Raw genomic sequence first — 22,245 nt, forward strand, 5'->3', positions numbered from 1 at the left:
GTTATTGAGATCACTTGACCTCTTCTCCAGCCCAGATGGCGCTTGAGTTTGTAATTTTATTCACAGGCTGTGAATAGTTCAGGCATCCCGCGGAAGCCCTTTTTCAATCACCCGCACCAGACGCTGTTTCTTCGGTAGCTGCACCTCGATCGCGCAGGCATTACGCTTCTCTATTTGCTGCGCAATCGCCCATTCTATGTGCTCATCAAGAAGTGGGTGCTCACCTCTACGGCTTTCAAGCGCCCGAATATTGGCTTCATTCCACGGAGCATTACCCAGCGCGACGGCAACATTACGCAGCCAGCGCAGATGACCGATACGGCGAATGGCCGAACCTTCCGTCACTTTCAGGAACCAGGCTTCGGTCCAGGCGAACAGCTCAACGAGCTGCGGCGCATGCAGCGCCTTACGCGGGCTGAAATCCTCTTCGTCCGTGAGCTGCGAATAGCGGTTCCACGGGCAGATCAGCTGGCAGTCGTCGCAGCCGTAGATGCGGTTGCCGATAAGCGGTCGAAATTCCTCTGGAATGGCCCCTTCCAGTTCGATAGTGAGGTAGGAGATGCAGCGGCGCGCATCAACGGTGTAAGGCTCGACGATGGCACCCGTCGGGCAGATGGTCATGCAGGCCACGCAGCGGCCGCAGCCTTCCTCTACCGGGCCGTCTACCGGCAGCGGTAAATCAATCAGCAGTTCACCCAGAAAGAAGAACGAACCGGCGTCGCGGCTGAGGATAAGTGAGTGCTTACCTGTCCAGCCAAGCCCGGCTTTTTCGGCGATCGGGCGCTCAAGAATAGGCGCAGAATCGACAAAGGGTCTAAAATTCAGCGAAACACAGTGCTGCTGAATAGTTTCCCCGAGTTTTTTTAAACGGTTACGCAAGAGCTTATGGTAATCACGCCCCAGGGCGTACCGGCTGACGTAACCCAGAGAGGGATTTTTTAGCGTGCGCGCAAAGGCCGCGTTGGCGGGCAGATAGTTCATGCGCACGCTGATGACGCGTAATGTGCCCGGCAAAAGCTCGTGAGGGCGGGCGCGCATCATGCCATGACGCGCCATCCACTCCATTTCGCCGTGGTATTGTTTGTCCAGCCAGGCCTGCAGTTTTGGCTCGCTGGCGGAAAGGTCGGTATCGGTAATACCCACCTTCTGGAAGCCAAGCTCAGCACCCCACTGTTTTATTTTTTGCGCTAATTCATTGAGATCGAGGGGCTGTGACATGACGGACCATACGGTGAAGAAAAACCCCGCAAGTATACCACATTCCATCTGGCATGCGGATGACCTCCGGCGCGCCGAAAAAGAGGCCGCAGACAGCCTCGGGATTACCCTTTATGAACTGATGCTGCGCGCGGGTGAGGCGGCGTTTAATGTTGCCCGCAGCGCGTACCCTCAGGCCGCCCGCTGGCTGATTCTGTGCGGTCACGGCAATAACGGCGGCGACGGCTACGTCGTCGCCCGTCTCGCGGTTGCGGCAGGTATCCGCGTGACGTTGCTGGCCCTGGAGAGTGATAAACCGCTGCCTGAAGAGGCCAGCGCGGCGCGGGAGGCGTGGCTTAACGCAGGCGGTGTGATTCATGCGCCTGATATCGTCTGGCCGGAAGAGGTGGATCTGATTGTTGACGGTCTGCTGGGTACCGGGCTACGCAGTGCGCCTCGCGAGAACATTGCCGCCCTGATTGAACACGCTAACAGACACTCCGCGCCGGTCGTCGCCCTGGATATTCCCTCAGGCCTGATCGCACAAACCGGCGCGACGCCGGGAGCGGTCATTCAGGCTGCACATACGGTAACCTTCATCGCCCTCAAGCCGGGGCTACTGACCGGTAAAGCACGAGACGTCGTTGGCGTTTTGCACCACCATTCGCTGGGGCTGGAGAGCTGGCTGGCCGGGCAGGAAACGTACCTCGCGCGTTTTGATGCGTCGCAGCTTGCAGCGTGGCTCCCGCCGCGCCGACCAACGTCCCATAAGGGCGATCACGGCAGGCTGGTGATTATTGGCGGCGATCGTGGTACGGCAGGTGCGATTCGCATGACCGGCGAGGCGGCTCTGCGCTGCGGTGCCGGATTAGTGCGAGTACTCACTCGCATTGAGAATATAGCGCCGATCGTTACGGCCCGACCGGAGCTGATGGTCCATGAGCTTACGCCTCAGTCGCTTGAAGAAAGCCTGGAATGGGCGGACGTGGTGGCGATCGGCCCCGGGCTTGGACAGCAGGCATGGGGTAAACAGGCCCTTCAAAAGGTCGAGAATTTTCGTAAACCGATGCTGTGGGATGCCGACGCGCTTAACCTTCTGGCAATAAACCCCGATAAGCGTCACAATCGCATTCTGACGCCACACCCCGGCGAAGCCGCGCGCCTGCTTAACTGCAGCGTGGCAGAAATCGAAAGCGATCGCTTACTTTCTGCTCAGCGTCTGGTAAAACGTTACGGAGGTGTTGCTGTTTTGAAAGGGGCAGGAACCGTTGTCGCCAGTGACGAGACGCAGGGCATTATCGATGCCGGAAATGCGGGCATGGCAAGCGGCGGCATGGGCGATGTGCTTTCCGGCATCATTGGCGCATTGCTTGGACAGAAACTTCCCCTTTATGATGCAGCCTGCGCGGGCTGCGTGGCCCACGGTGTCGCGGCGGATAAACTGGCCGCGCGTTACGGTTCACGCGGCATGCTGGCCACCGATCTTTTTTGCACGCTGCGGCGTGTTGTTAACCCGGATGTGATTGACGTAGAAAATGACTAATCGAGCGATTCCTTTACCTGATGAACAAGCCACTTTAGAACTCGGCAAGCGCGTGGCGCAGGCCTGTCAGGGGGCAACCGTCATTTATCTGTATGGTGATTTAGGTGCGGGTAAAACCACCTTCAGCCGGGGTTTTTTGCAGGCGTTAGGGCATAACGGGAATGTGAAAAGCCCCACCTACACGCTGGTTGAACCGTACACCCTTGAAAATCTCATGGTGTACCACTTCGATTTATACCGCCTTGCGGATCCTGAGGAGCTGGAATTTATGGGGATCCGTGATTATTTTGCCAACGACGCCATTTGCCTGGTGGAGTGGCCGCAACAAGGTGCGGGTGTGCTGCCTGACCCGGATGTCGAAATTCACTTAGATTACCAGGCACAAGGGCGTGAGGCACGCATCAGTGCTGTTTCCTCATCAGGCAGTTCCTTACTGGCGCGACTGGCCGGTTAAGCGTAGGGATGACGGGATGATAAATCGCGTTAAAGGTTGGTTGTTGGCTGCCACCGTGCTGCTGTGCGCGCAGGCCGGGGCGGCAAACCTCTCAGATATTCAGGTATCAAACGGCGAAAGCCAGGCCCGGATCACGTTCAGCTTTATGGGCGATCCTGAATATGCGTTTTCACAGCCAGACAGCCACAGCGTGGCGCTGGATATCAAACAAACAGGCGTGATCCAGGGGCTACCGCTGCGGTTCAGCGGTAACAACCTTGTGAAAAGTATTCGTTCGGGAACGCCGCAGGATAGCCAGTCGTTACGCCTGGTGGTTGATCTGACCGAAAAGGGCAAAACGAAGGCGGTGAAGCAGCAAAACGGGGCGAACTATACGGTGGTGTTTACCATCAATGCCGACGCGCCGCCGCCTCCACCGCCGCCGGTCGTAGCGAAGCGCGTGGAAGAACCGGTGTATACGCCGCGTCCTTCTGAACCTGCACGTAATCCGTTTAAATCGCAGAACGATCGCATTACCGCGGCAACCAGCAGCAATACGGTGACGCGTCCGGCGGCCAGCGCGCGACGCGCGACGGTCAGCGGTGACAAAGTGATTATCGCCATTGATGCGGGTCACGGTGGGGAAGATCCGGGGGCGATTGGCCCTGGCGGCACGCGAGAAAAAAACGTGACTATCGCAATCGCGCGTAAACTGCGTTCGCTGCTCAATGACGACCCTATGTTTAAAGGCGTGTTGACCCGCGACGGGGACTACTTTATCTCCGTAATGGGACGCTCGGACGTTGCGCGTAAGCAAAACGCGAACTTCCTGGTCTCCATTCATGCGGACGCCGCACCGAATCGTAGCGCCACCGGCGCCTCGGTTTGGGTGCTGTCGAACCGTCGCGCTAACAGCGAAATGGCCAACTGGCTGGAAGAGCATGAGAAGCAGTCTGAACTGTTAGGCGGCGCGGGCGACGTGCTGGCGAACAGCCAGTCCGATCCTTACCTCAGCCAGGCGGTGCTGGATTTACAGTTCGGTCATTCTCAGCGCGTCGGGTATGATGTCGCCACTAACGTATTGAACCAGCTGCAAAGCGTTGGCGTGCTGCATAAACGCCGTCCGGAACATGCCAGCCTCGGCGTTCTGCGCTCGCCAGATATCCCGTCCATCCTTGTGGAGACGGGCTTTATCAGTAACAACGGTGAAGAGCGTCTGTTGGGAAGCGACAGCTATCAGCAGCAAATTGCCGAAGCGATTTATAACGGTTTACGCAAATATTTTGAGGCGCATCCTCTGCAGGCTGCGCCACAGAGCGGCTCTGCCCAGACGGCCAGCGCAGCGCTGCCGGTTGAGATGACCGCGACCAACTAAGGAGAATTCATGCCGATTCAGGTTCTACCGCCGCAGCTCGCGAACCAAATCGCCGCCGGTGAGGTGGTGGAACGCCCTGCGTCGGTGGTGAAGGAGCTGGTGGAAAACAGCCTCGATGCGGGCGCAACCCGCATCGATATTGATATCGAACGCGGTGGCGCGAAGCTTATCCGCATTCGCGACAACGGCTGTGGCATTAAAAAAGAGGAGCTGGCGCTGGCGCTGGCTCGTCACGCTACCAGTAAAATCGCCTCTCTGGACGATCTGGAAGCGATTATTAGCCTCGGTTTTCGCGGCGAAGCGCTGGCCAGTATCAGCTCCGTTTCGCGCTTAACGCTGACCTCCCGTACCGCTGAACAGCAGGAAGCCTGGCAGGCTTACGCCGAAGGGCGCGATATGGATGTGACGGTTAAACCCGCGGCGCATCCTGTCGGCACGACGCTGGAAGTCCTGGATCTGTTCTACAACACCCCCGCCCGACGCAAGTTTATGCGTACCGAGAAGACCGAGTTCGGCCATATCGACGAGATCATTCGCCGTATTGCGCTGGCCCGTTTCGATGTCACCATTAATCTCAGCCATAACGGCAAGGTGATGCGCCAGTACCGTGCGGTGGCGGAAGGCGGACAGAAAGAGCGTCGTTTGGGGGCGATCTGCGGTACGCCGTTCCTGGAACAGGCTCTGGCCATTGAGTGGCAGCACGGCGATCTGGCTTTACGAGGCTGGGTTGCCGATCCAAATGCGAGCAGTGCTGCGTTCTCTGAAATTCAGTATTGCTACGTGAACGGCCGCATGATGCGCGACCGTCTCATCAATCACGCGATTCGCCAGGCCTGCGAAGACAAACTCGGGGCCGATCAGCAGCCTGCTTTCGTCCTTTATCTGGAAATCGATCCCCATCAGGTGGATGTAAACGTTCATCCAGCCAAGCATGAGGTGCGGTTCCACCAGTCGCGTCTGGTTCACGACTTCATTTATCAGGGCGTGGCCGCCGTGTTGCAGCAGCAGGCAGCGCCAACGCTGCCGCTTGAAAACGACACTTCTGCACCGCGTCCGCTGCCGGAAAACCGTGTCGCGGCGGGCCGCAATCATTTTGCTGAGCCTGCCGTCGCGCGTGAACCGGAGGCCCCGCGTTTCTCCCCGGCAGGGGGCGCACCGCGGCCAACGGGCGCGAACTACCCGAATGCCCACCCGGGCTATCAGAAGCAGCAGGGTACGTTGTACCGCAAGCTGCTGGAGACGCCAGCCGTGGAGCGTAAAGAGCACATTCCGCCCGCTCAGCCTTCTCTGGACGGGCATAGCCAGAGTTTTGGCCGGGTGCTGACAATTATCGCGCCGGATATGGCGCTGCTTGAACGTGACGGCAAATTGATGCTTCTGGCACTGCCGGTCGCCGAACGCTGGCTCAAGCAGGTGCAGCTTACGCCAGGCGAAAATGCAGCCTGCGCGCAGCCGCTCTTAATTCCGGTTCGGCTGAAAATATCCCCTGATGAAACAAGGGTATTGCAGCGCGCAGAGCCGCAGCTGGCGCAAATGGGTATTGAAACTGTGCTCGAACCACAACATGTGACAATTCGTGCAGTGCCTTTACCCTTACGCCAACAAAATTTACAAAACTTGATTCCTGAACTGATAGGCTACCTGGCGCAGCAAACATCGTTTGATGCCGCCAACACCGCGCAGTGGATCGCCCGCCATCTGGCAAGCGAACACGCGCCGTGGAGTATGGCGCAGGCCATTAGCGTGCTGGCGGAGGTGGAACGCCTCTGTCCGCATCTGGTGAAAACGCCGCCGGGTGGGTTGTTACAACCTGTTGATTTACAAACGGCGATGAACGCCCTGAAACATGATTGACGCAAGTAAGGCGAGCCTGCCTAAGGCAATTTTTTTAATGGGCCCAACGGCCTCCGGCAAAACGGCGCTAGCCATTGAGTTGCGTAAAGTTTTGCCTGTAGAGTTGATTAGCGTCGACTCCGCCCTCATCTACCGAGGGATGGACATCGGCACGGCGAAGCCTGACGCAGAAGAGCTGCGTGCGGCACCGCACCGTTTGCTGGATATTCTCGACCCGGCTCAGGCGTACTCCGCAGCGGATTTCCGTCGGGATGCCTTAGCCGAGATGGCCGAGATAACGGCGGCGGGACGTATACCGCTGTTGGTTGGCGGAACCATGCTCTATTTCAAGGCGTTGCTGGAGGGGTTGTCACCTCTGCCATCCGCGGATCCGGAAATAAGAGCGAAAATTGAGCAGCAGGCGGCTGAGCAGGGTTGGGACGTTTTGCATCAGCAACTGGCGGAGATTGACCCGGTTGCAGCAGCACGGATCCATCCAAATGATCCGCAAAGGCTTTCCCGGGCACTGGAAGTTTTTTTCATTTCGGGTAAAACTTTAACGGAACTGACGCAAACGTCAGGAGACGCTCTGCCGTATCAGGTGCATCAGTTCGCCATCGCCCCGGCGAGCCGTGAACTGCTCCATCAGCGAATTGAGCAGCGTTTTCATCAGATGTTAGCTTCAGATTTTGAAGCAGAAGTGCGGGCGCTATTTGCCCGTGGAGATTTGCATACGGACATGCCTTCCATTCGTTGTGTGGGATACCGCCAGATGTGGTCGTATCTTGAAGGTGAGATTTCATACGATGAAATGGTTTATAGAGGTGTTTGCGCCACGAGACAGTTAGCGAAGCGCCAGATCACCTGGTTGCGCGGTTGGGAGGGTGTTCACTGGTTAGACAGTGAAAAACCGCAACAGGCGTTAAACGAAGTGATTGAGGTTGTTGGTGATATCGCTCACTGAATGTGTACAATTGAGACGTATCGTGCGCAATTTTTCAGAATCGCAAGGTTCTAAGTACAAAACAAGCATATAAGGAAAAGATAGAATGGCTAAGGGGCAATCTTTACAAGATCCGTTCCTGAACGCATTGCGTCGGGAACGTGTTCCAGTTTCTATTTATTTGGTGAATGGTATTAAGCTGCAAGGTCAGATTGAGTCTTTCGATCAGTTTGTGATTCTGTTGAAAAACACGGTCAGTCAGATGGTCTACAAGCACGCTATTTCTACTGTTGTTCCGTCCCGTCCGGTATCTCATCACAGCAATAACGCTGGCGGCGGCACTGGTAGTAACTACCATCATGGCAGCAACGCGCAGGGTTCTTCAACGCCGGCGCAGGACAGCGACGAAACCGAATAAGGTTTCGCACTGTTATCCACACGGGGAGCCAGGGATCCTGCGTTCCCCGCTGATCTTTTTAGAGAGGTTTACGCTTGTTTGACCGTTATGATGCCGGTGAGCAGGCGGTGCTGGTACACATCTATTTTTCGCAAGACAAAGATATGGAAGACCTCCAGGAGTTTGAATCTCTGGTCTCTTCCGCCGGTGTCGAAGCAATGCAGGTGATTACCGGTAGCCGTAAAGCGCCGCACCCAAAGTATTTTGTTGGTGAAGGTAAAGCAGTCGAAATTGCGGATGCCGTAAAAGCAACCGGCGCGTCAGTCGTGTTGTTTGATCATGCGCTGTCTCCAGCCCAGGAGCGCAACCTGGAAGCCCTTTGCGAATGCCGTGTTATCGATCGCACGGGTTTGATTTTAGATATTTTTGCTCAGCGTGCACGTACCCACGAAGGGAAACTGCAGGTTGAGCTGGCGCAGCTGCGCCATCTGGCAACGCGTCTGGTGCGTGGCTGGACACACCTTGAAAGACAAAAAGGCGGGATTGGTTTGCGCGGCCCGGGTGAAACCCAGCTCGAAACCGACCGTCGTTTGCTGCGTGGCCGAATTACCCAGATCCTTTCACGTCTGGAACGTGTAGAGAAACAGCGCGAACAGGGGCGTCGGGCGCGAACCAAAGCCGACATCCCGACGGTGTCGCTGGTGGGCTATACCAACGCCGGTAAATCCACCCTGTTTAACCAGATAACCGAGGCCCAGGTTTATGCCGCAGACCAGCTGTTTGCGACCCTGGACCCTACGCTGCGCCGTATTGACGTTGCAGACGTTGGTGAAACGGTGCTGGCGGATACCGTAGGGTTTATCCGCCACCTGCCGCATGACCTGGTGGCGGCGTTTAAAGCCACCCTGCAGGAGACGCGACAGGCGACTCTGCTGCTGCACGTGATTGATGCGGCAGACGTGCGCGTGCAGGAGAACATCGACGCGGTGAACGTGGTGCTCGAAGAGATCGACGCCCACGAGATCCCAACGCTGTTGGTCATGAACAAGATCGATATGCTGGACGATTTCGAACCGCGTATCGACAGAGATGAAGAAAACAAACCGATTCGGGTCTGGCTTTCTGCCCAGACCGGTATTGGTGTGCCACTGCTTTTCCAGGCTTTGACAGAACGTCTTTCCGGTGAGGTAGCTCAGCACACGCTGCGACTGCCGCCACAGGAAGGCAGGCTGCGCAGCCGGTTTTATCAGCTTCAGGCGATAGAAAAAGAGTGGATGGAGGATGACGGCAGCGTGGGGATGCAGGTGCGTATGCCGATCGTTGACTGGCGTCGCCTCTGTAAACAAGAACCTGCGCTGGTCGACTATATCGTCTGATCAGAAAGGGGATGCCTGAATAATTCGCCCTTGCATAACAAATATGGAGCATATACATGGCGTGGAATCAGCCCGGTAATAACGGACAAGACCGCGACCCGTGGGGAAGCAGCAAACCTGGCGGCAACTCTGAGGGAAATGGCAACAAAGGTGGTCGCGAGCAGGGGCCGCCGGATCTGGATGATATCTTCCGCAAACTGAGCAAGAAGCTTGGTGGCCTTGGCGGAGGAAAAGGTTCTGGCTCGGGTGGCAATTCCACTCAGAGTTCGCGCCCGCCAATGGGTGGCCGCGTAGTGGGCATCGTGGCCGCTGCGGTAGTCATCATCTGGGCAGCCAGCGGGTTCTACACCATTAAAGAAGCAGAACGCGGCGTGGTCACCCGTTTCGGTAAGTTCAGCCATCTGGTTGAGCCGGGTCTGAACTGGAAGCCGACCTTCATTGATGACGTGACCGCGGTAAACGTGGAATCCGTCCGTGAACTGGCCGCCTCTGGCGTGATGCTGACTTCTGACGAAAACGTGGTGCGCGTTGAGATGAACGTGCAGTACCGCGTGACCGATCCTGAGCGTTATCTGTTTAGCGTGACCAGCGCCGATGACAGCCTGCGTCAGGCGACCGACAGCGCCCTGCGCGGTGTGATCGGTAAATATACCATGGACCGTATTCTGACCGAAGGTCGTACCGTTATTCGTAGCGATACCCAGCGCGAGCTGGAAGAGACCATTCGTCCGTACAACATGGGTATTACCCTGCTGGACGTCAACTTCCAGGCTGCGCGTCCGCCGGAAGAGGTGAAAGCTGCATTTGACGATGCGATTGCTGCCCGTGAAAACGAACAGCAGTACATCCGTGAAGCAGAAGCGTACACCAACGAAGTTCAGCCACGCGCTAACGGTCAGGCGCAGCGTATTCTGGAAGAAGCGCGCGCGTATAAAACGCAGACCATCCTGGAAGCTCAGGGTGAAGTGGCCCGCTTCGCGAAGATCCTGCCGGAATATAAAGCGGCACCGGAAATTACCCGTGAGCGTCTCTATATCGAGACCATGGAAAAAGTGCTGAGCCACACCCGCAAAGTGTTGGTTAACGACAACAAAGGCGGAAACCTGATGGTTCTGCCGCTGGATCAGATGCTGAAAGGCGGTTCTGCACCAGCAGCGAAAGGCGACACCAGCGGCGCGAACAACCTGCTGCGTCTGCCGCCAGCCTCAACAGGCAGCGCCAGCACGAACACAACGCCTTCTTCGAACGATGGTGACATTATGGACCAACGCCGTGCTAACGCGCAGCGTAACGACTACCAGCGTCAGGGGGAATAAGGATGCGTAAGTCAGTTATTGCGATCATCGTCATCGTACTGGTCGCGCTTTATACCTCGATTTTTGTGGTGAAAGAAGGCGAGCGTGGGATTAAGTTCCAGTTCAGCAGCGTCGTGCGTGATGGCGACAAACGCCCGGTGATTTACGAGCCGGGTCTGCACTTCAAGGTGCCGTTCATTCAGTCCGTGAAAACGCTGGATGCACGTATCCAGACCATGGATAACCAGGCCGACCGTTTCGTGACCAAAGAGAAGAAAGACCTGATCGTTGATTCCTATATCAAATGGCGCATCAGCGATTTCAGCCGTTACTTCCTGGCAACGGGCGGCGGCGACGTTTCTCAGGCAGAAGTGCTGCTTAAACGTAAGTTCTCTGACCGTCTGCGTTCCGAGATTGGTCGTCTGGATGTGAAAGACATCGTGACCGACTCCCGTGGTCGTCTGACCCTGGAAGTTCGCGATGCGCTGAACTCCGGTACAGCGGGCACGGAAGATGAAGTTTCAACGCCGGCAGCAGATGATGCGATTGCCAAAGCGGCTGAACGCGTTCAGGCGGAGACTAACGGTAAAGTGCCGGTGATCAACCCGAACAGTATGGCTGCGCTGGGTATCGAAGTGGTTGACGTGCGTATCAAGCAGATCAACCTGCCGGCGGAAGTGTCCGAGGCGATTTACAACCGTATGCGCGCCGAGCGTGAGGCGGTAGCCCGTCGTCACCGTTCACAGGGCCAGGAAGAGGCTGAGAAGCTGCGTGCAGCAGCAGACTATGAAGTCACCAAGACGCTGGCGGAATCTGAGCGTCAGGGCCGTATCCTGCGCGGTGAAGGCGATGCCGAAGCGGCGAAGCTGTTTGCTGATGCCTTCAGCCAGGATCCTGACTTCTACGCCTTTATCCGTAGCCTGCGCGCTTACGAGAATAGCTTCCAGAGCAACCAGGATGTCATGGTGCTCAGCCCGGACAGCGATTTCTTCCGTTATATGAAGACGCCGACTAACGCAACGCGATAAACTCAGGCTCGTTTGAGTATTCAAACCACCGCTCTCAACGGAGCGGTGGTTTTCTTTTATAAGGAATAAAAATGAATTCAACGATCTGGCTCGCACTGGCCCTGGTCCTGGTGCTGGAAGGTCTTGGACCGATGCTTTATCCGCGCGCCTGGCGCCGAATGATCGCCACGATGAGCCAGCTGCCGGATAATATTTTGCGTCGTTTTGGCGGCGGTCTTGTGGTTGCGGGCATCGTGATCTACTACATGTTGAGGAAAACGATTGGCTGATCAAAAAATAGGCACAATCGGCGTATTTTGAGGTCAAAAAGTGCTGTATATCTGAAAAAGCGATGGTAGAATCCATTTTTAAGCAAACGGTGATTTTGAAAAAAATGGGTAACAACGTCGTCGTACTGGGCACCCAATGGGGTGACGAAGGTAAAGGGAAGATTGTTGATCTTCTGACTGAACGGGCTAAATATGTTGTACGCTACCAGGGCGGTCACAACGCAGGCCATACTCTCGTAATCAACGGTGAAAAAACCGTCCTCCATCTTATTCCATCAGGCATTCTTCGCGAAAACGTCACCAGCATCATCGGTAACGGCGTCGTGCTGTCTCCTGCTGCGCTGATGAAAGAGATGAAAGGTCTGGAAGACCGTGGTATCCCTGTTCGTGAGCGTCTGCTGCTCTCCGAAGCCTGCCCGCTGATCCTGGATTATCACGTGGCGCTGGACGTAGCGCGTGAGAAAGCGCGCGGCGCGAAAGCGATCGGCACTACCGGTCGTGGTATCGGCCCGGCTTACGAAGATAAAGTTGCACGTCGCGGTCTGCGCGTGGGTGACCTCTTCGACAAAGCAACCTTCGCTGAAAAACTGAAAGAAGTGATGGAATATCACAACTTCCAGCTGGTGAACTTCTACAAAGCTGACGCTGTTGACTACCAGAAAGTGCTGGATGACGTCATGGCGATTGCTGACATTCTGACCGGTATGGTTGTTGATGTGTCCGATCTGCTGGACCAGGCGCGCAAGCGTGGCGATTTCGTCATGTTCGAAGGTGCGCAGGGTACGCTGCTGGACATCGACCACGGTACCTATCCGTACGTTACGTCCTCTAACACCACGGCAGGTGGCGTGGCGACCGGCTCTGGCCTGGGTCCACGTTATGTAGATTACGTGCTGGGCATCATCAAAGCGTACTCCACTCGCGTGGGGGCGGGTCCATTCCCGACCGAGCTGTTTGATGAAACCGGCGAGTTCCTGTGCAAGCAGGGTAACGAGTTTGGCGCGACCACCGGTCGTCGTCGTCGTACCGGCTGGCTGGATGCGGTTGCCGTGCGTCGTGCAGTGCAGATCAACTCCCTGTCTGGCTTCTGCCTGACCAAGCTGGACGTACTGGACGGCCTGAAAGAAGTGAAAATCTGCGTAGGCTACCGTATGCCAGATGGCCGCGAAGTGACCACCACTCCGCTGGCTGCTGACGACTGGGAAGGCATTGAGCCAATCTACGAAACCATGCCGGGCTGGTCTGAGACCACTTTCGGTGTGAAAGAGCGTAGCGGCCTGCCGCAGGCGGCGCTGGATTACATCAAGCGTATTGAAGAACTGACCGAAGTGCCGATCGATATTATTTCTACCGGCCCGGATCGTACTGAAACGATGATCCTGCGCGACCCGTTCGACGCATAATCTTCGTGACTGCTGGCCTGCGGGGAGACCCGTAGGCCGGATAAGCGTAGCGCCATCCGGCGACCGCTCCTGGATCTCCGCTTTTTCGCCCCGTCTGTCAAATAAATTAGCCGCTCACTATCTGGCTGGTTTATCATCATTAATGAATATCTCTGCGGTTTAACCGCGTTTTCCCTTTTTCCTGAGGTTGATGTGCAGTTAACAAGTTTCACCGATTACGGCTTACGTGCGCTGATTTACATGGCGTCGTTACCCGATGGGAAGATGACCAGTATCTCTGAAGTCACAGAGGTCTACGGCGTATCCCGTAATCATATGGTCAAAATAATCAATCAACTTAGTCGTGCCGGATACGTTGCTGCCGTCCGCGGGAAGAATGGTGGGATCCGTCTCGGTAAACCGGCACAGAGTATTCGTGTTGGCGATGTGGTACGTGAACTGGAGCCGCTGTCTCTGGTGAACTGCAGCAGCGAGTTCTGCCACATCACGCCCGCTTGCCGCCTGAAAAAGGCGCTTTCAAAGGCCGTGCAAAGTTTTCTCATGGAACTGGATAACTACACGCTGGCCGATTTGGTTGAAGAGAATCAACCGCTTTATAAATTATTGCTGGTGGAATGAAGAAAATTTCCACCGGAGCTGACAACGGAGGAACCGACATGTCACATGATCCTTTCCAGGAACGCGAAGCCGAAAAATACGCGAATCCTATTCCTAGCCGCGAGTTCATCATTGAACACTTAACAAAACGCGAAAAACCCGCCAATCGTGAAGAACTTGCCGTTGAATTAAACATTGAAGGTGAAGAGCAAATTGAAGCCCTTCGCCGCCGCCTGCGCGCGATGGAGCGCGACGGGCAACTGGTCTTTACCCGCCGCCAGTGCTACGCGCTGCCAGAACGTCTCGATCTGCTGAAAGGGACCGTCATTGGTCACCGCGATGGCTTCGGCTTCCTGCGCGTGGAAGGCCGTAAAGACGATCTGTACCTCTCATCTGAGCAGATGAAGATGTGTATCCACGGCGACCAGATCCTGGCGCAGCCGCTGGGCGCTGACCGTAAAGGTCGCCGCGAAGCGCGCGTGGTACGCGTTCTGGTGCCAAAAACCAGCCAGATCGTCGGCCGCTACTTTACCGACGCCGGCGTGGGCTTCGTGGTGCCGGACGACAGCCGTCTGAGCTTCGACATTCTGATCCCACCTGAAGAGGTGATGGGTGCCCGCATGGGCTTTGTGGTGGTGGTGGAACTCACCCAGCGCCCAACCCGTCGCACCAAAGCGGTAGGTAAAATCGTCGAAGTGCTTGGCGATAACATGGGCACCACGATGGCCGTTGATATGGCATTGCGCACCCATGAAATTCCGTACATCTGGCCGAAAGCGGTTGAAGATCAGATCGAAAGCCTGCGCGAAGAAGTGCCGGAAGAGTCCAAAGTGGGCCGCGTGGATCTGCGCGATCTGCCGCTGGTCACTATCGACGGCGAAGACGCCCGCGACTTTGATGACGCCGTATACTGTGAGAAAAAACGCGGCGGTGGTTGGCGTCTGTGGGTTGCTATCGCTGACGTAAGCTATTACGTCCGTCCGCACACCCCGCTGGATAACGAAGCCCGCAGCCGCGGCACCTCGGTCTACTTCCCGTCCCAGGTCGTGCCGATGCTGCCGGAAGTGCTGTCTAACGGTCTGTGCTCCCTGAACCCGCAGGTTGACCGCCTCTGTATGGTTTGCGAGATGACCATCTCCACCAAAGGGCGCTTAACCGGCTACAAATTCTACGAAGCGGTGATGAGCTCGCACGCGCGTCTGACCTATACCAAGGTCTGGCATATGCTGCAGGGCGACCAGGATCTGCGCGAACAGTACGCGCCGCTGGTCAAACATATCGAAGAGCTGCATAACCTTTACAAAACGCTGGATCAGGCGCGCGAAGAGCGCGGCGGGATCTCGTTTGAGAGTGAAGAGGCGAAATTCATCTTCAACGCCGAACGCCGCATTGAGCGTATCGAGCAGACCCAGCGTAACGACGCGCACAAGCTGATCGAAGAGTGTATGATCCTGGCGAATATCTCGGCGGCACGTTTCGTCGAGAAAGCCAAAGAGCCAGCGCTGTTCCGTATTCACGATAAGCCGACCACGGAAGCCATTACGTCGTTCCGCTCCGTGCTGGCTGAACTGGGTCTGGAACTGCCTGGAGGCAACAAGCCAGAGCCGCGCGATTACGCCGAGCTGCTGGAGTCCATCGGCGATCGTCCTGACGCAGAAATGCTGCAGACGATGCTGCTGCGCTCCATGAAGCAGGCGATTTACGATCCGGAAAACCGCGGACACTTCGGCCTGGCGCTGCAGTCTTACGCCCACTTCACCTCGCCGATCCGTCGTTATCCTGACCTCTCTCTACACCGTGCGATCAAGTATCTGCTGGCGCAGGAGCAGGGCCATAAAGGGAACACCACCGAAACCGGTGGCTACCACTATTCGATGGAAGAGATGCTGCAGCTGGGTCAGCACTGCTCCATGGCCGAACGTCGTGCCGATGAAGCAACACGCGACGTAGCGGACTGGCTGAAGTGTGACTTTATGCTCGATCAGGTCGGTAACGTCTTCAAAGGCGTGATTGCCAGCGTGACCGGCTTTGGTTTCTTCGTTCGTCTGGACGAGCTGTTCATCGACGGTCTGGTGCACGTCTCCAGCCTGGATAACGACTACTACCGCTTCGACCAGGTCGGCCAGCGCCTGATTGGCGAATCTGGCGGCCAGACGTATCGTCTGGGCGACCGTGTGGAAGTGAAGGTCGAAGCCGTGAATATGGACGACCGTAAGATCGACTTCAGCCTGATCTCCAGCGAGCGCGCGCCGCGTAACGTCGGTAAAACCGAGCGTGAAAGGGCGAAAAAAACCGGTAACGGTAAACCGGGCGGCGGTAAACGTCGTCAGGCGGGCAAGAAGGTAAACTTCGAGCCGGACAGCGCGTTCCGCGGCGAGAAGAAACAGAAGCCGAAGGCGGCGAAGAAAGAAGCCCGCTCAGCGAAAAAGCCTTCCGCGAAAACGCAGAAAATCGCTGCCGCCACCAAAGCGAAGCGCGCGGCCAAGAAAAAGCAGGCGGAGTAAATTCTCCCCTCAACCTGACCCTCTCCCCAACGGGGGGAGGGGAAATACTTATTACGAGAACCATCAATGAGTGAAATGATTTACGGCATCCACGCGGTGCAGGCCCTTCTCGAGCGCGCACCGGAGCGTTTTCAGGAAGTGTTTATTCTGAAAGGGCGTGAAGATAAGCGTCTGATGCCGCTGATCCACGCGCTGGAAGCGCAGGGCGTGGTGATTCAGCTGGCGAACCGCCAGTTCCTGGATGAGAAAAGCGAAGGCGCGGTCCACCAGGGGATCATTGCCCGCGTGAAGCCGGGTCGTCAGTATCAGGAAAACGATCTGCCGGATCTGATCGCCGAGCTGGAGAATTTGTTCTTCCTGATCCTCGACGGCGTTACCGATCCGCATAACCTCGGCGCGTGTCTGCGCAGCGCCGATGCGGCGGGCGTGCACGCGGTGATCGTGCCGAAAGATCGCTCCGCGCAGCTGAACGCGACGGCGAAGAAGGTGGCCTGCGGCGCGGCGGAAAACGTTCCGCTGATCCGCGTGACCAACCTCGCGCGCACCATGCGTCTGCTGCAGGAAGAGAACATCTGGATCGTCGGTACCGCCGGTGAAGCGGATCATACTCTGTACCAGAGCAAAATGACCGGCCGTCTGGCGCTGGTGATGGGGGCGGAAGGCGAAGGCATGCGTCGTCTGACCCGCGAGCACTGCGACGAGCTGATCAGCATCCCGATGGCGGGCAGCGTGTCGTCCCTGAACGTTTCCGTTGCAACGGGCATCTGCCTGTTTGAAGCGGTGCGTCAGCGCGGAGAATAAACAGCAAGGCCGTCCACAGGACGGCCTTTTGTGTTTTATCCTTCTCCCCGTGGGAGAGGGCACCAGACGTTGACAACCTCACTCCTCTAACGACCGCAAATGGTCATCCTTCCTCAGCGTCATCAGCGCTAAAATACTCACTACCGCCGTCGCCATCACGTAATACGCCGGAATATCCAGGTTGCCCGTCTGCTTAATCAGCCCGGTAATGATTAGCCCTGCGCATCCCGAGAAAATCGCGTTCGACAACGAGTAGGCCAGCCCCAGCCCCGTATAGCGCACGCGCGTCGGGAACATCTCAGACAGCATCGCCGGGCCCGGCCCCGCCAGCATGCCCACCAGCCCGCCCGCAATCAGTACCACACCAGCCTTCACCGCCAGCGTACTCGACTCCGCCTGCAGGATTTTCAGCAGCGGCAGGGCGAGGATCAGCAGCAGCGCGGTGGCGATAATCATCACCGTGCGGCGGCCGATCCGGTCGCTCAGGATCCCCGACGGAATGATGGTCAGCGCAAAACCAATATTCGAAATCACCGCTATCAACAGCGCCTGGTTAAACCCGGTGTGCAGCGCCGACTGAAGATAGGTCGGCATAATCACCAGGTAGGTGTACCCCGCCGCAGACCAGACCATTACGCGCCCAATCCCCATCACGATGGCCCGGAGCGTAGCGGCAGTATCCGCCTGAGCGACAGCCGGTTTATCCTGCTGCTGCACAAAGCTGGGCGTCTCCTCCATGCTGACGCGAAGCCACAGCGCCACAACGCCCATGGGTAGCGCCAGGAAGAACGGAATGCGCCAGCCCCACTCGTGCAGAGCTTCAGGCGTGAGAAGGGCGGAGAGCAGCGCCACGATGCCAGCGCCCGCTAACAGTCCCAGCGCCACGGTAAAGGACTGCCACGCGCCATAGAGCCCACGCTTGCCGCGCGGGGCGAACTCCGTCATCAGCGAGACCGCACCGCCGTACTCGCCGCCCGCGAACAGCCCCTGCAGGATGCGCAGCAGCGTAATAATCAGCGGCGCGGCAATTCCGATGCTGGCGTAGACCGGCACAATGCCGATGGCGGCGGTAGCGAGCGTCATCAGTACCAGCACGATGATTAGCGTCGGCTTACGGCCAATCCGGTCGCCGATGCGGCCAAACACCACCGCACCCAGCGGGCGGAAGAAGAAGGCGATGGCAAACGAGGCGTAGGTGAGGATCAGGCTGGTCAGCCCCGCCTCTCCTTCAAGCTGGAAGAAGTTTTTCGCAATCACGGTCGCCAGAAAACCGTAGACCGCAAACTCATACCACTCGATAAAGTTACCAATGGAGCCTGCAATTAATGCACGCTTGTGCGCGTCCCGTTGCATAACGATCCTCACTTAGGGTGTGAGAATAAATTATTCAACAAAAGCGGAGTCATGAAATAGTTTATTCTTATGTTCTGTGAGCTATTTCACGAATGATATCAGCGGGATCGTGAACGTGTGACTCCCCTCCCATGCAGCGCGTGCGCGGTCTGTCCATACTTATCGTCATTGCCACTGAAGGAGGGAGACAGCATGCACTGGCAGACCCACACCGTTTTCAATCAATCTGCACCGCTTTCCAACAGCAACCTTTTCCTCTCGGACTGCGCCCTGCGCGATGCGGTCGCGCGTGAAGGCGCCGAGTGGGATATCGAACTCCTCGCCAGCATTGGCCAGCAGCTGGGTACGGCGGAGTCACTGGAGCTGGGCAGGCTGGCAAACGTTAATCCGCCCGAGCTGTTACGCTATGACGCCACGGGCGAGCGGCTGGACGACGTGCGTTTTCATCCGGCCTGGCATCTACTGATGCAGGGGCTTTGCGCCAACCGCGTGCATAACCTGGCGTGGGAAGAGGAAGCGCGTAAAGGGTCGTTTGTCGCTCGGGCCGCGCGCTTTGTGCTGCATGCGCAGGTGGAGGCGGGCACGCTGTGCCCTGTCACCATGACGTTCGCCGCCACGCCGCTGCTGCAGCAGGCGCTCCCCAAAATATTTCACGACTGGCTGACACCGCTGCTCAGCGATCGCTACGATCCGCATCTGGCCCCCGGCGCGCAAAAGCGCGGCCTGCTGATCGGTATGGGGATGACGGAAAAGCAGGGCGGCTCGGACGTGCTCAGCAATACCACCAAAGCGGAAAAATGCAGCGACGGCAGCTACCGGCTGGTGGGGCATAAATGGTTTTTCTCCGTCCCGCAAAGCGATGCGCATCTGGTGCTGGCCCAGGCGAAGGGCGGGCTATCCTGCTTTTTTGTGCCGCGCTTTTTGCCTGACGGACAGCGCAACGCCGTCCGGCTGGAGCGCCTCAAGGACAAGCTCGGGAACCGCTCCAACGCCAGCAGCGAGGTGGAGTTTCTTGATGCCTCCGGCTGGCTGCTGGGGGAAGAGGGCGAAGGGGTACGGCAGATCCTCAAAATGGGCGGTCTGACGCGATTTGACTGCGCGCTGGGCAGCCACGGACTGATGCGTCGGGCGCTCTCGGTGGCGCTGTACCATGCCCATCAGCGTCAGACCTTCGGCAAAAACCTCATCGATCAGCCTTTAATGCGCGAGGTATTAAGCCGGATGGCGCTGGTGCTGGAGGGGCAAACGGCGCTGCTGTTCCGCCTGGCCCGCGCGTGGGACAAGCGTGCCGATCCGCAAGAGGCCGCCTGGGCGCGGCTGTTTACCCCGGCGGCGAAATTTAGCGTCTGTAAAGCGGGCATCCCGTTTGTCGCGGAGGCGATGGAGGTGCTGGGCGGGATCGGATATTGCGAAGAGAGCGAACTTCCCCGCCTGTACCGCGAGATGCCGGTGAACAGCATCTGGGAAGGGTCAGGTAATATCATGTGTCTGGACGTGCTGCGCGTGCTGGCGAAGCAGCCGGGTATTCACGACCTGCTTGCCGACGAGTTTGCGCAGGTGAAAGGGCAGGACAGACACTTCGACCGCAGCTGGCGACAGCTTCAGCAAAAACTGCGTAAACTGCAGGAGGCGCAGGGTCGGGAGATCGCGCAGCTGCTTTTCTTGCTGGGTGCCGGAAGCCAGATGCTGCGGCACGCATCGCCCCCGGTGGCGCAGGCGTGGTGCCGCATGATGCTGGACACCCGTGGCGGCACGCTGATGAGCGAGCAGGTGCAAAGCGACCTGCTGCTGCGTGCGACGGGCAGAGTCGGTTAGCCTTTTAGCTGGAACAGGCTCACCAGCTGAGTCAGGTGCGAACCCTTCTCGCGCAGCGTTTGGGCCGTTTGTTCGCTGCGTGAGATGCGATCGGCATTGATATGCGACGCTTCGCCAATATGGGTCATGGCGAGGTTCACCTGGCCGATCCCGGCGGACTGCTCGCGTGAGGCATAGTTAATCTCGGTGACCAGCTGGCTGATGTTATCGATATGAATGATGATGTCGTCCATCGCCAGGCGTGTTTGTTCAGACAGCGCATGACCCTCACTCACTTTTCTGAGCGTATCGCCAATCAGCTGTTCAATCTCCTTCACCGCGTTAGCGCTGCGTCCCGCCAGCGCGCGAACTTCCTGCGCGACTACCGCAAATCCTTTTCCGTGCTCGCCTGCGCGGGCGGCTTCCACTGCCGCATTCAGCGCCAGAATATTGGTCTGGAAAGCGATGGATTCGATCACGCGCGTGATGTCTTCGATGCGTTTTGACGCTTCGCGAATGTCGTCCATGGTCGACACCGCGTGGGTGACCGTCTCACCGCCCTGATGAACCGCGAGCGAGGTTTCACCCACCAGCTGCTGCGTTTGCTCCATGTTGGCGGCATTTTGCTGAACGGTGGCGGCCAGCTGCTCCATGCTGGCGGACGTCTCTTCCACGCTGCTGGCCTGCTTGTTGATCTGCTCTGAAATCTCGCCAGTGTCGGCGGCCAGCGCGTTGGTGCCCAAATGGATCTCGCCTGCGGCCTCACGAACCTGCAGCACAATTTTTTGCAGGCCGCCGCCGATGCCGTTGATAGCATCGATCAGCTGGCCGACTTCGTCCTGACGCGTCACGGGCAGGCTGGAACGGAGATCCCCTGCGGCATATTGTCTGGCAAGATGGATCACGCTGCGCAGCGGTCGGGTCAGCACGCGGCGAATAATGACCACGAACAGGCCAGCAAAAAGGATGGATAAGACCACGCCGGCCAGCAGGAAGCGATCGCGCATGGCGGTAACGCTTGAGAGCAGCACCGATTTATCCACTTCGCCCACGATAGTCCAGTTCCAGCCCGGCAGCGGGGTATAGGCCATTTTCAGCGTCCGGCCGTCGTCGCTTGTACGCTCCAGCGTGCCGGGTTTGTCACTCAGAAGCTGTTGCTGCGTCGCGCCGTCCCACTTCGGCAGTTTTCCCTCTTCGCCAGCATGGAACAGGTATTGCCCGCGCGTTTTGCCGTTGCTGCGATCCAGCACGAAGAAGTGACCGCTCTCGCCCAGGCGGCGGTTGAGGATTTTCTCGCGCATGACGTTCCAGGAGTGGGTGATCTCCACCCCGACAAAGACGATCGCAATGACCTGCCCTTCGGCGTTTTTAACGGGCTGGTACTGGGTGATGTAGCGTTTGCCAAACAGTAGCGCCAGGCCGCGGTAGACTTCACCTTTGTTGACGGCGGCAAAGGCCGGGCTGGCGTTATCCAGAACGGTACCCATTGCCCGATCGCCATTCTCTTTGCGCAGGGAAGTGGCTACGCGAACAAAGTCGTTACCGCTGCGTACAAACAGCGTCGAAATGGCTCCCGTACGGTTCAGGAACTCGTCCGAAAGGGTGTTATTTTCATGCAGCCCGGTGTCTCCGCCTTTCAGAAGCGGAACGCTAAGTCCGTTAATCGTCTGGGGTTGGGAATTATCAATGTTCAGGGGCTGCGGTAAAAAGGTGGTAAACAGACGGGTATAGCTCTCAACCTCTTCACTCAGGCTGGTATTAAACATCTGCACCATGTCGACCATGCCGGTGGACTGATTATGCAGATCTTCGACCGCAAGGGCTTCAAGCTGCTGGCTGGCTTTTTGGCTGAGCAGAAAAGTGAATAGCAGAAACAGCGTGGCGACACTGACGCCAGTCAGCAGCGATAGTTTCGACCCCAGGCCCGCACGGCGAAAAAAGTTGATCATAAATTGCTCATCATTGAAAAGTTATGGTTCTTCAACGGCAGAGCGGGGGTTACGTTTACTGTTTTAATGTAACAAAATGTTATTCAATTGTTCTTTATTGGTTTTATACAAGATAAAAAATTTGCAAAAACGAAAAGCCACTAAAAATAAGTGGC

18 protein-coding genes are annotated in these 22,245 nt (G+C 57.2%); 15 read left to right on the forward strand and 3 right to left on the reverse strand.

Going from position 1 to position 22,245, the window contains the following annotated elements; genetic code table 11:
* Positions 1-78 precede the first annotated feature (78 nt).
* A complete protein-coding gene (queG, locus tag WM95_RS02320; RefSeq protein WP_063409014.1) occupies positions 79-1,218 on the reverse strand; it encodes a tRNA epoxyqueuosine(34) reductase QueG in 1,140 nt (379 codons plus the stop codon).
* Here queG and nnr point away from each other — a divergent pair.
* The 14 genes from nnr (at position 1,217) to rlmB (ending at position 16,994) form a co-directional block, all read left to right on the forward strand.
* On the forward strand, positions 1,217-2,740 hold the full coding sequence (gene nnr, locus WM95_RS02325) for a bifunctional ADP-dependent NAD(P)H-hydrate dehydratase/NAD(P)H-hydrate epimerase (protein ID WP_063409013.1): 1,524 nt from the start codon (positions 1,217-1,219) through the stop codon (positions 2,738-2,740). The two genes, queG and nnr, sit on opposite strands and share 2 nt — an antisense overlap.
* Entirely contained in the window at positions 2,733-3,194 is a 462-nt protein-coding gene (gene tsaE, locus WM95_RS02330) for a tRNA (adenosine(37)-N6)-threonylcarbamoyltransferase complex ATPase subunit type 1 TsaE (RefSeq protein WP_013095283.1), read from the forward strand. The genes nnr and tsaE overlap by 8 nt, the downstream gene beginning before the upstream one ends.
* A gap of 16 nt (positions 3,195-3,210) precedes the next feature.
* Entirely contained in the window at positions 3,211-4,548 is a 1,338-nt protein-coding gene (gene amiB, locus WM95_RS02335; RefSeq protein WP_063409012.1) for an N-acetylmuramoyl-L-alanine amidase AmiB, read from the forward strand.
* A gap of 9 nt (positions 4,549-4,557) precedes the next feature.
* The gene (gene mutL, locus WM95_RS02340; protein WP_063409011.1) at positions 4,558-6,402 is read left to right on the forward strand and encodes a DNA mismatch repair endonuclease MutL; all 1,845 of its coding nucleotides are present in this window, start codon (positions 4,558-4,560) and stop codon (positions 6,400-6,402) included.
* Positions 6,395-7,345: a tRNA (adenosine(37)-N6)-dimethylallyltransferase MiaA gene (miaA, locus tag WM95_RS02345; RefSeq protein WP_023310135.1), complete on the forward strand. Its 951-nt coding sequence runs from the start codon at positions 6,395-6,397 to the stop codon at positions 7,343-7,345. The genes mutL and miaA overlap by 8 nt, the downstream gene beginning before the upstream one ends.
* 85 nt (positions 7,346-7,430) lie before the next feature.
* Entirely contained in the window at positions 7,431-7,742 is a 312-nt protein-coding gene (gene hfq / locus WM95_RS02350) for an RNA chaperone Hfq (protein WP_008502919.1), read from the forward strand.
* Between the two features lie 74 nt (positions 7,743-7,816).
* Positions 7,817-9,097: a ribosome rescue GTPase HflX gene (hflX, locus tag WM95_RS02355; protein ID WP_023310136.1), complete on the forward strand. Its 1,281-nt coding sequence runs from the start codon at positions 7,817-7,819 to the stop codon at positions 9,095-9,097.
* Between the two features lie 56 nt (positions 9,098-9,153).
* Positions 9,154-10,413 carry an FtsH protease activity modulator HflK gene (gene hflK, locus WM95_RS02360; protein WP_045402256.1) on the forward strand — a complete coding sequence of 420 codons (1,260 nt, stop codon included), beginning with the start codon at positions 9,154-9,156 and terminating at the stop codon, positions 10,411-10,413.
* Positions 10,414-10,415: 2 nt separating this feature from the next.
* On the forward strand, positions 10,416-11,420 hold the full coding sequence (hflC, locus tag WM95_RS02365) for a protease modulator HflC (protein WP_029740370.1): 1,005 nt from the start codon (positions 10,416-10,418) through the stop codon (positions 11,418-11,420).
* A gap of 71 nt (positions 11,421-11,491) precedes the next feature.
* Positions 11,492-11,689, forward strand: a complete 198-nt coding sequence (locus WM95_RS02370) for a DUF2065 domain-containing protein (protein WP_003855996.1) — start codon at positions 11,492-11,494, stop codon at positions 11,687-11,689.
* A gap of 104 nt (positions 11,690-11,793) precedes the next feature.
* Complete coding sequence (locus WM95_RS02375) at positions 11,794-13,092, forward strand: adenylosuccinate synthase (protein WP_006178975.1); 1,299 nt, start codon at positions 11,794-11,796, stop codon at positions 13,090-13,092.
* A 192-nt stretch (positions 13,093-13,284) separates the two neighbouring features.
* Positions 13,285-13,710, forward strand: a complete 426-nt coding sequence (gene nsrR, locus WM95_RS02380; protein WP_023310139.1) for a nitric oxide-sensing transcriptional repressor NsrR — start codon at positions 13,285-13,287, stop codon at positions 13,708-13,710.
* Between the two features lie 38 nt (positions 13,711-13,748).
* On the forward strand, positions 13,749-16,193 hold the full coding sequence (gene rnr, locus WM95_RS02385; RefSeq protein WP_063409010.1) for a ribonuclease R: 2,445 nt from the start codon (positions 13,749-13,751) through the stop codon (positions 16,191-16,193).
* A 66-nt stretch (positions 16,194-16,259) separates the two neighbouring features.
* A complete protein-coding gene (gene rlmB, locus WM95_RS02390) occupies positions 16,260-16,994 on the forward strand; it encodes a 23S rRNA (guanosine(2251)-2'-O)-methyltransferase RlmB (RefSeq protein ID WP_063409009.1) in 735 nt (244 codons plus the stop codon).
* Between the two features lie 78 nt (positions 16,995-17,072).
* Here the strand turns inward: rlmB and WM95_RS02395 are convergent, their stop codons facing one another.
* Positions 17,073-18,347, reverse strand: coding sequence for an MFS transporter (locus tag WM95_RS02395; protein WP_063409008.1), 1,275 nt, complete (start codon positions 18,345-18,347; stop codon positions 17,073-17,075).
* A 192-nt stretch (positions 18,348-18,539) separates the two neighbouring features.
* Here WM95_RS02395 and WM95_RS02400 point away from each other — a divergent pair, with 192 nt between their 5' ends.
* Positions 18,540-20,162 carry an isovaleryl-CoA dehydrogenase gene (locus WM95_RS02400; RefSeq protein WP_088544623.1) on the forward strand — a complete coding sequence of 541 codons (1,623 nt, stop codon included), beginning with the start codon at positions 18,540-18,542 and terminating at the stop codon, positions 20,160-20,162.
* On the opposite strand, the gene WM95_RS02405 is transcribed toward WM95_RS02400, so the two are convergent.
* The gene (locus WM95_RS02405; protein WP_063409287.1) at positions 20,159-22,090 is read right to left on the reverse strand and encodes a methyl-accepting chemotaxis protein; all 1,932 of its coding nucleotides are present in this window, start codon (positions 22,088-22,090) and stop codon (positions 20,159-20,161) included. The genes WM95_RS02400 and WM95_RS02405 overlap by 4 nt on opposite strands.
* Positions 22,091-22,245 lie beyond the last annotated feature (155 nt).

The organism is Enterobacter cloacae complex sp. ECNIH7 (assembly GCF_002208095.1).
GTDB classification, from domain to species: domain Bacteria; phylum Pseudomonadota; class Gammaproteobacteria; order Enterobacterales; family Enterobacteriaceae; genus Enterobacter; species Enterobacter cloacae_M.

What these genes read in the sequence shown, in the direction of transcription:
- WM95_RS02370 (WP_003855996.1), top strand. Translation starts at nt 11,492, where the DNA reads ATGAATTCAACGATCTGGCTCGCACTGGCCCTGGTCCTGGTGCTGGAA.
- hflK (WP_045402256.1), top strand. Translation starts at nt 9,154, where the DNA reads ATGGCGTGGAATCAGCCCGGTAATAACGGACAAGACCGCGACCCGTGG.
- miaA (WP_023310135.1), top strand. Translation starts at nt 6,395, where the DNA reads ATGATTGACGCAAGTAAGGCGAGCCTGCCTAAGGCAATTTTTTTAATG.
- WM95_RS02395 (WP_063409008.1), bottom strand. Translation starts at nt 18,347, where the DNA reads ATGCAACGGGACGCGCACAAGCGTGCATTAATTGCAGGCTCCATTGGT.
- rlmB (WP_063409009.1), top strand. Translation starts at nt 16,260, where the DNA reads ATGAGTGAAATGATTTACGGCATCCACGCGGTGCAGGCCCTTCTCGAG.
- WM95_RS02405 (WP_063409287.1), bottom strand. Translation starts at nt 22,090, where the DNA reads ATGATCAACTTTTTTCGCCGTGCGGGCCTGGGGTCGAAACTATCGCTG.
- hflC (WP_029740370.1), top strand. Translation starts at nt 10,416, where the DNA reads ATGCGTAAGTCAGTTATTGCGATCATCGTCATCGTACTGGTCGCGCTT.
- WM95_RS02375 (WP_006178975.1), top strand. Translation starts at nt 11,794, where the DNA reads ATGGGTAACAACGTCGTCGTACTGGGCACCCAATGGGGTGACGAAGGT.
- WM95_RS02400 (WP_088544623.1), top strand. Translation starts at nt 18,540, where the DNA reads ATGCACTGGCAGACCCACACCGTTTTCAATCAATCTGCACCGCTTTCC.
- mutL (WP_063409011.1), top strand. Translation starts at nt 4,558, where the DNA reads ATGCCGATTCAGGTTCTACCGCCGCAGCTCGCGAACCAAATCGCCGCC.
- queG (WP_063409014.1), bottom strand. Translation starts at nt 1,218, where the DNA reads ATGTCACAGCCCCTCGATCTCAATGAATTAGCGCAAAAAATAAAACAG.
- amiB (WP_063409012.1), top strand. Translation starts at nt 3,211, where the DNA reads ATGATAAATCGCGTTAAAGGTTGGTTGTTGGCTGCCACCGTGCTGCTG.
- nnr (WP_063409013.1), top strand. Translation starts at nt 1,217, where the DNA reads ATGACGGACCATACGGTGAAGAAAAACCCCGCAAGTATACCACATTCC.
- rnr (WP_063409010.1), top strand. Translation starts at nt 13,749, where the DNA reads ATGTCACATGATCCTTTCCAGGAACGCGAAGCCGAAAAATACGCGAAT.
- hfq (WP_008502919.1), top strand. Translation starts at nt 7,431, where the DNA reads ATGGCTAAGGGGCAATCTTTACAAGATCCGTTCCTGAACGCATTGCGT.
- tsaE (WP_013095283.1), top strand. Translation starts at nt 2,733, where the DNA reads ATGACTAATCGAGCGATTCCTTTACCTGATGAACAAGCCACTTTAGAA.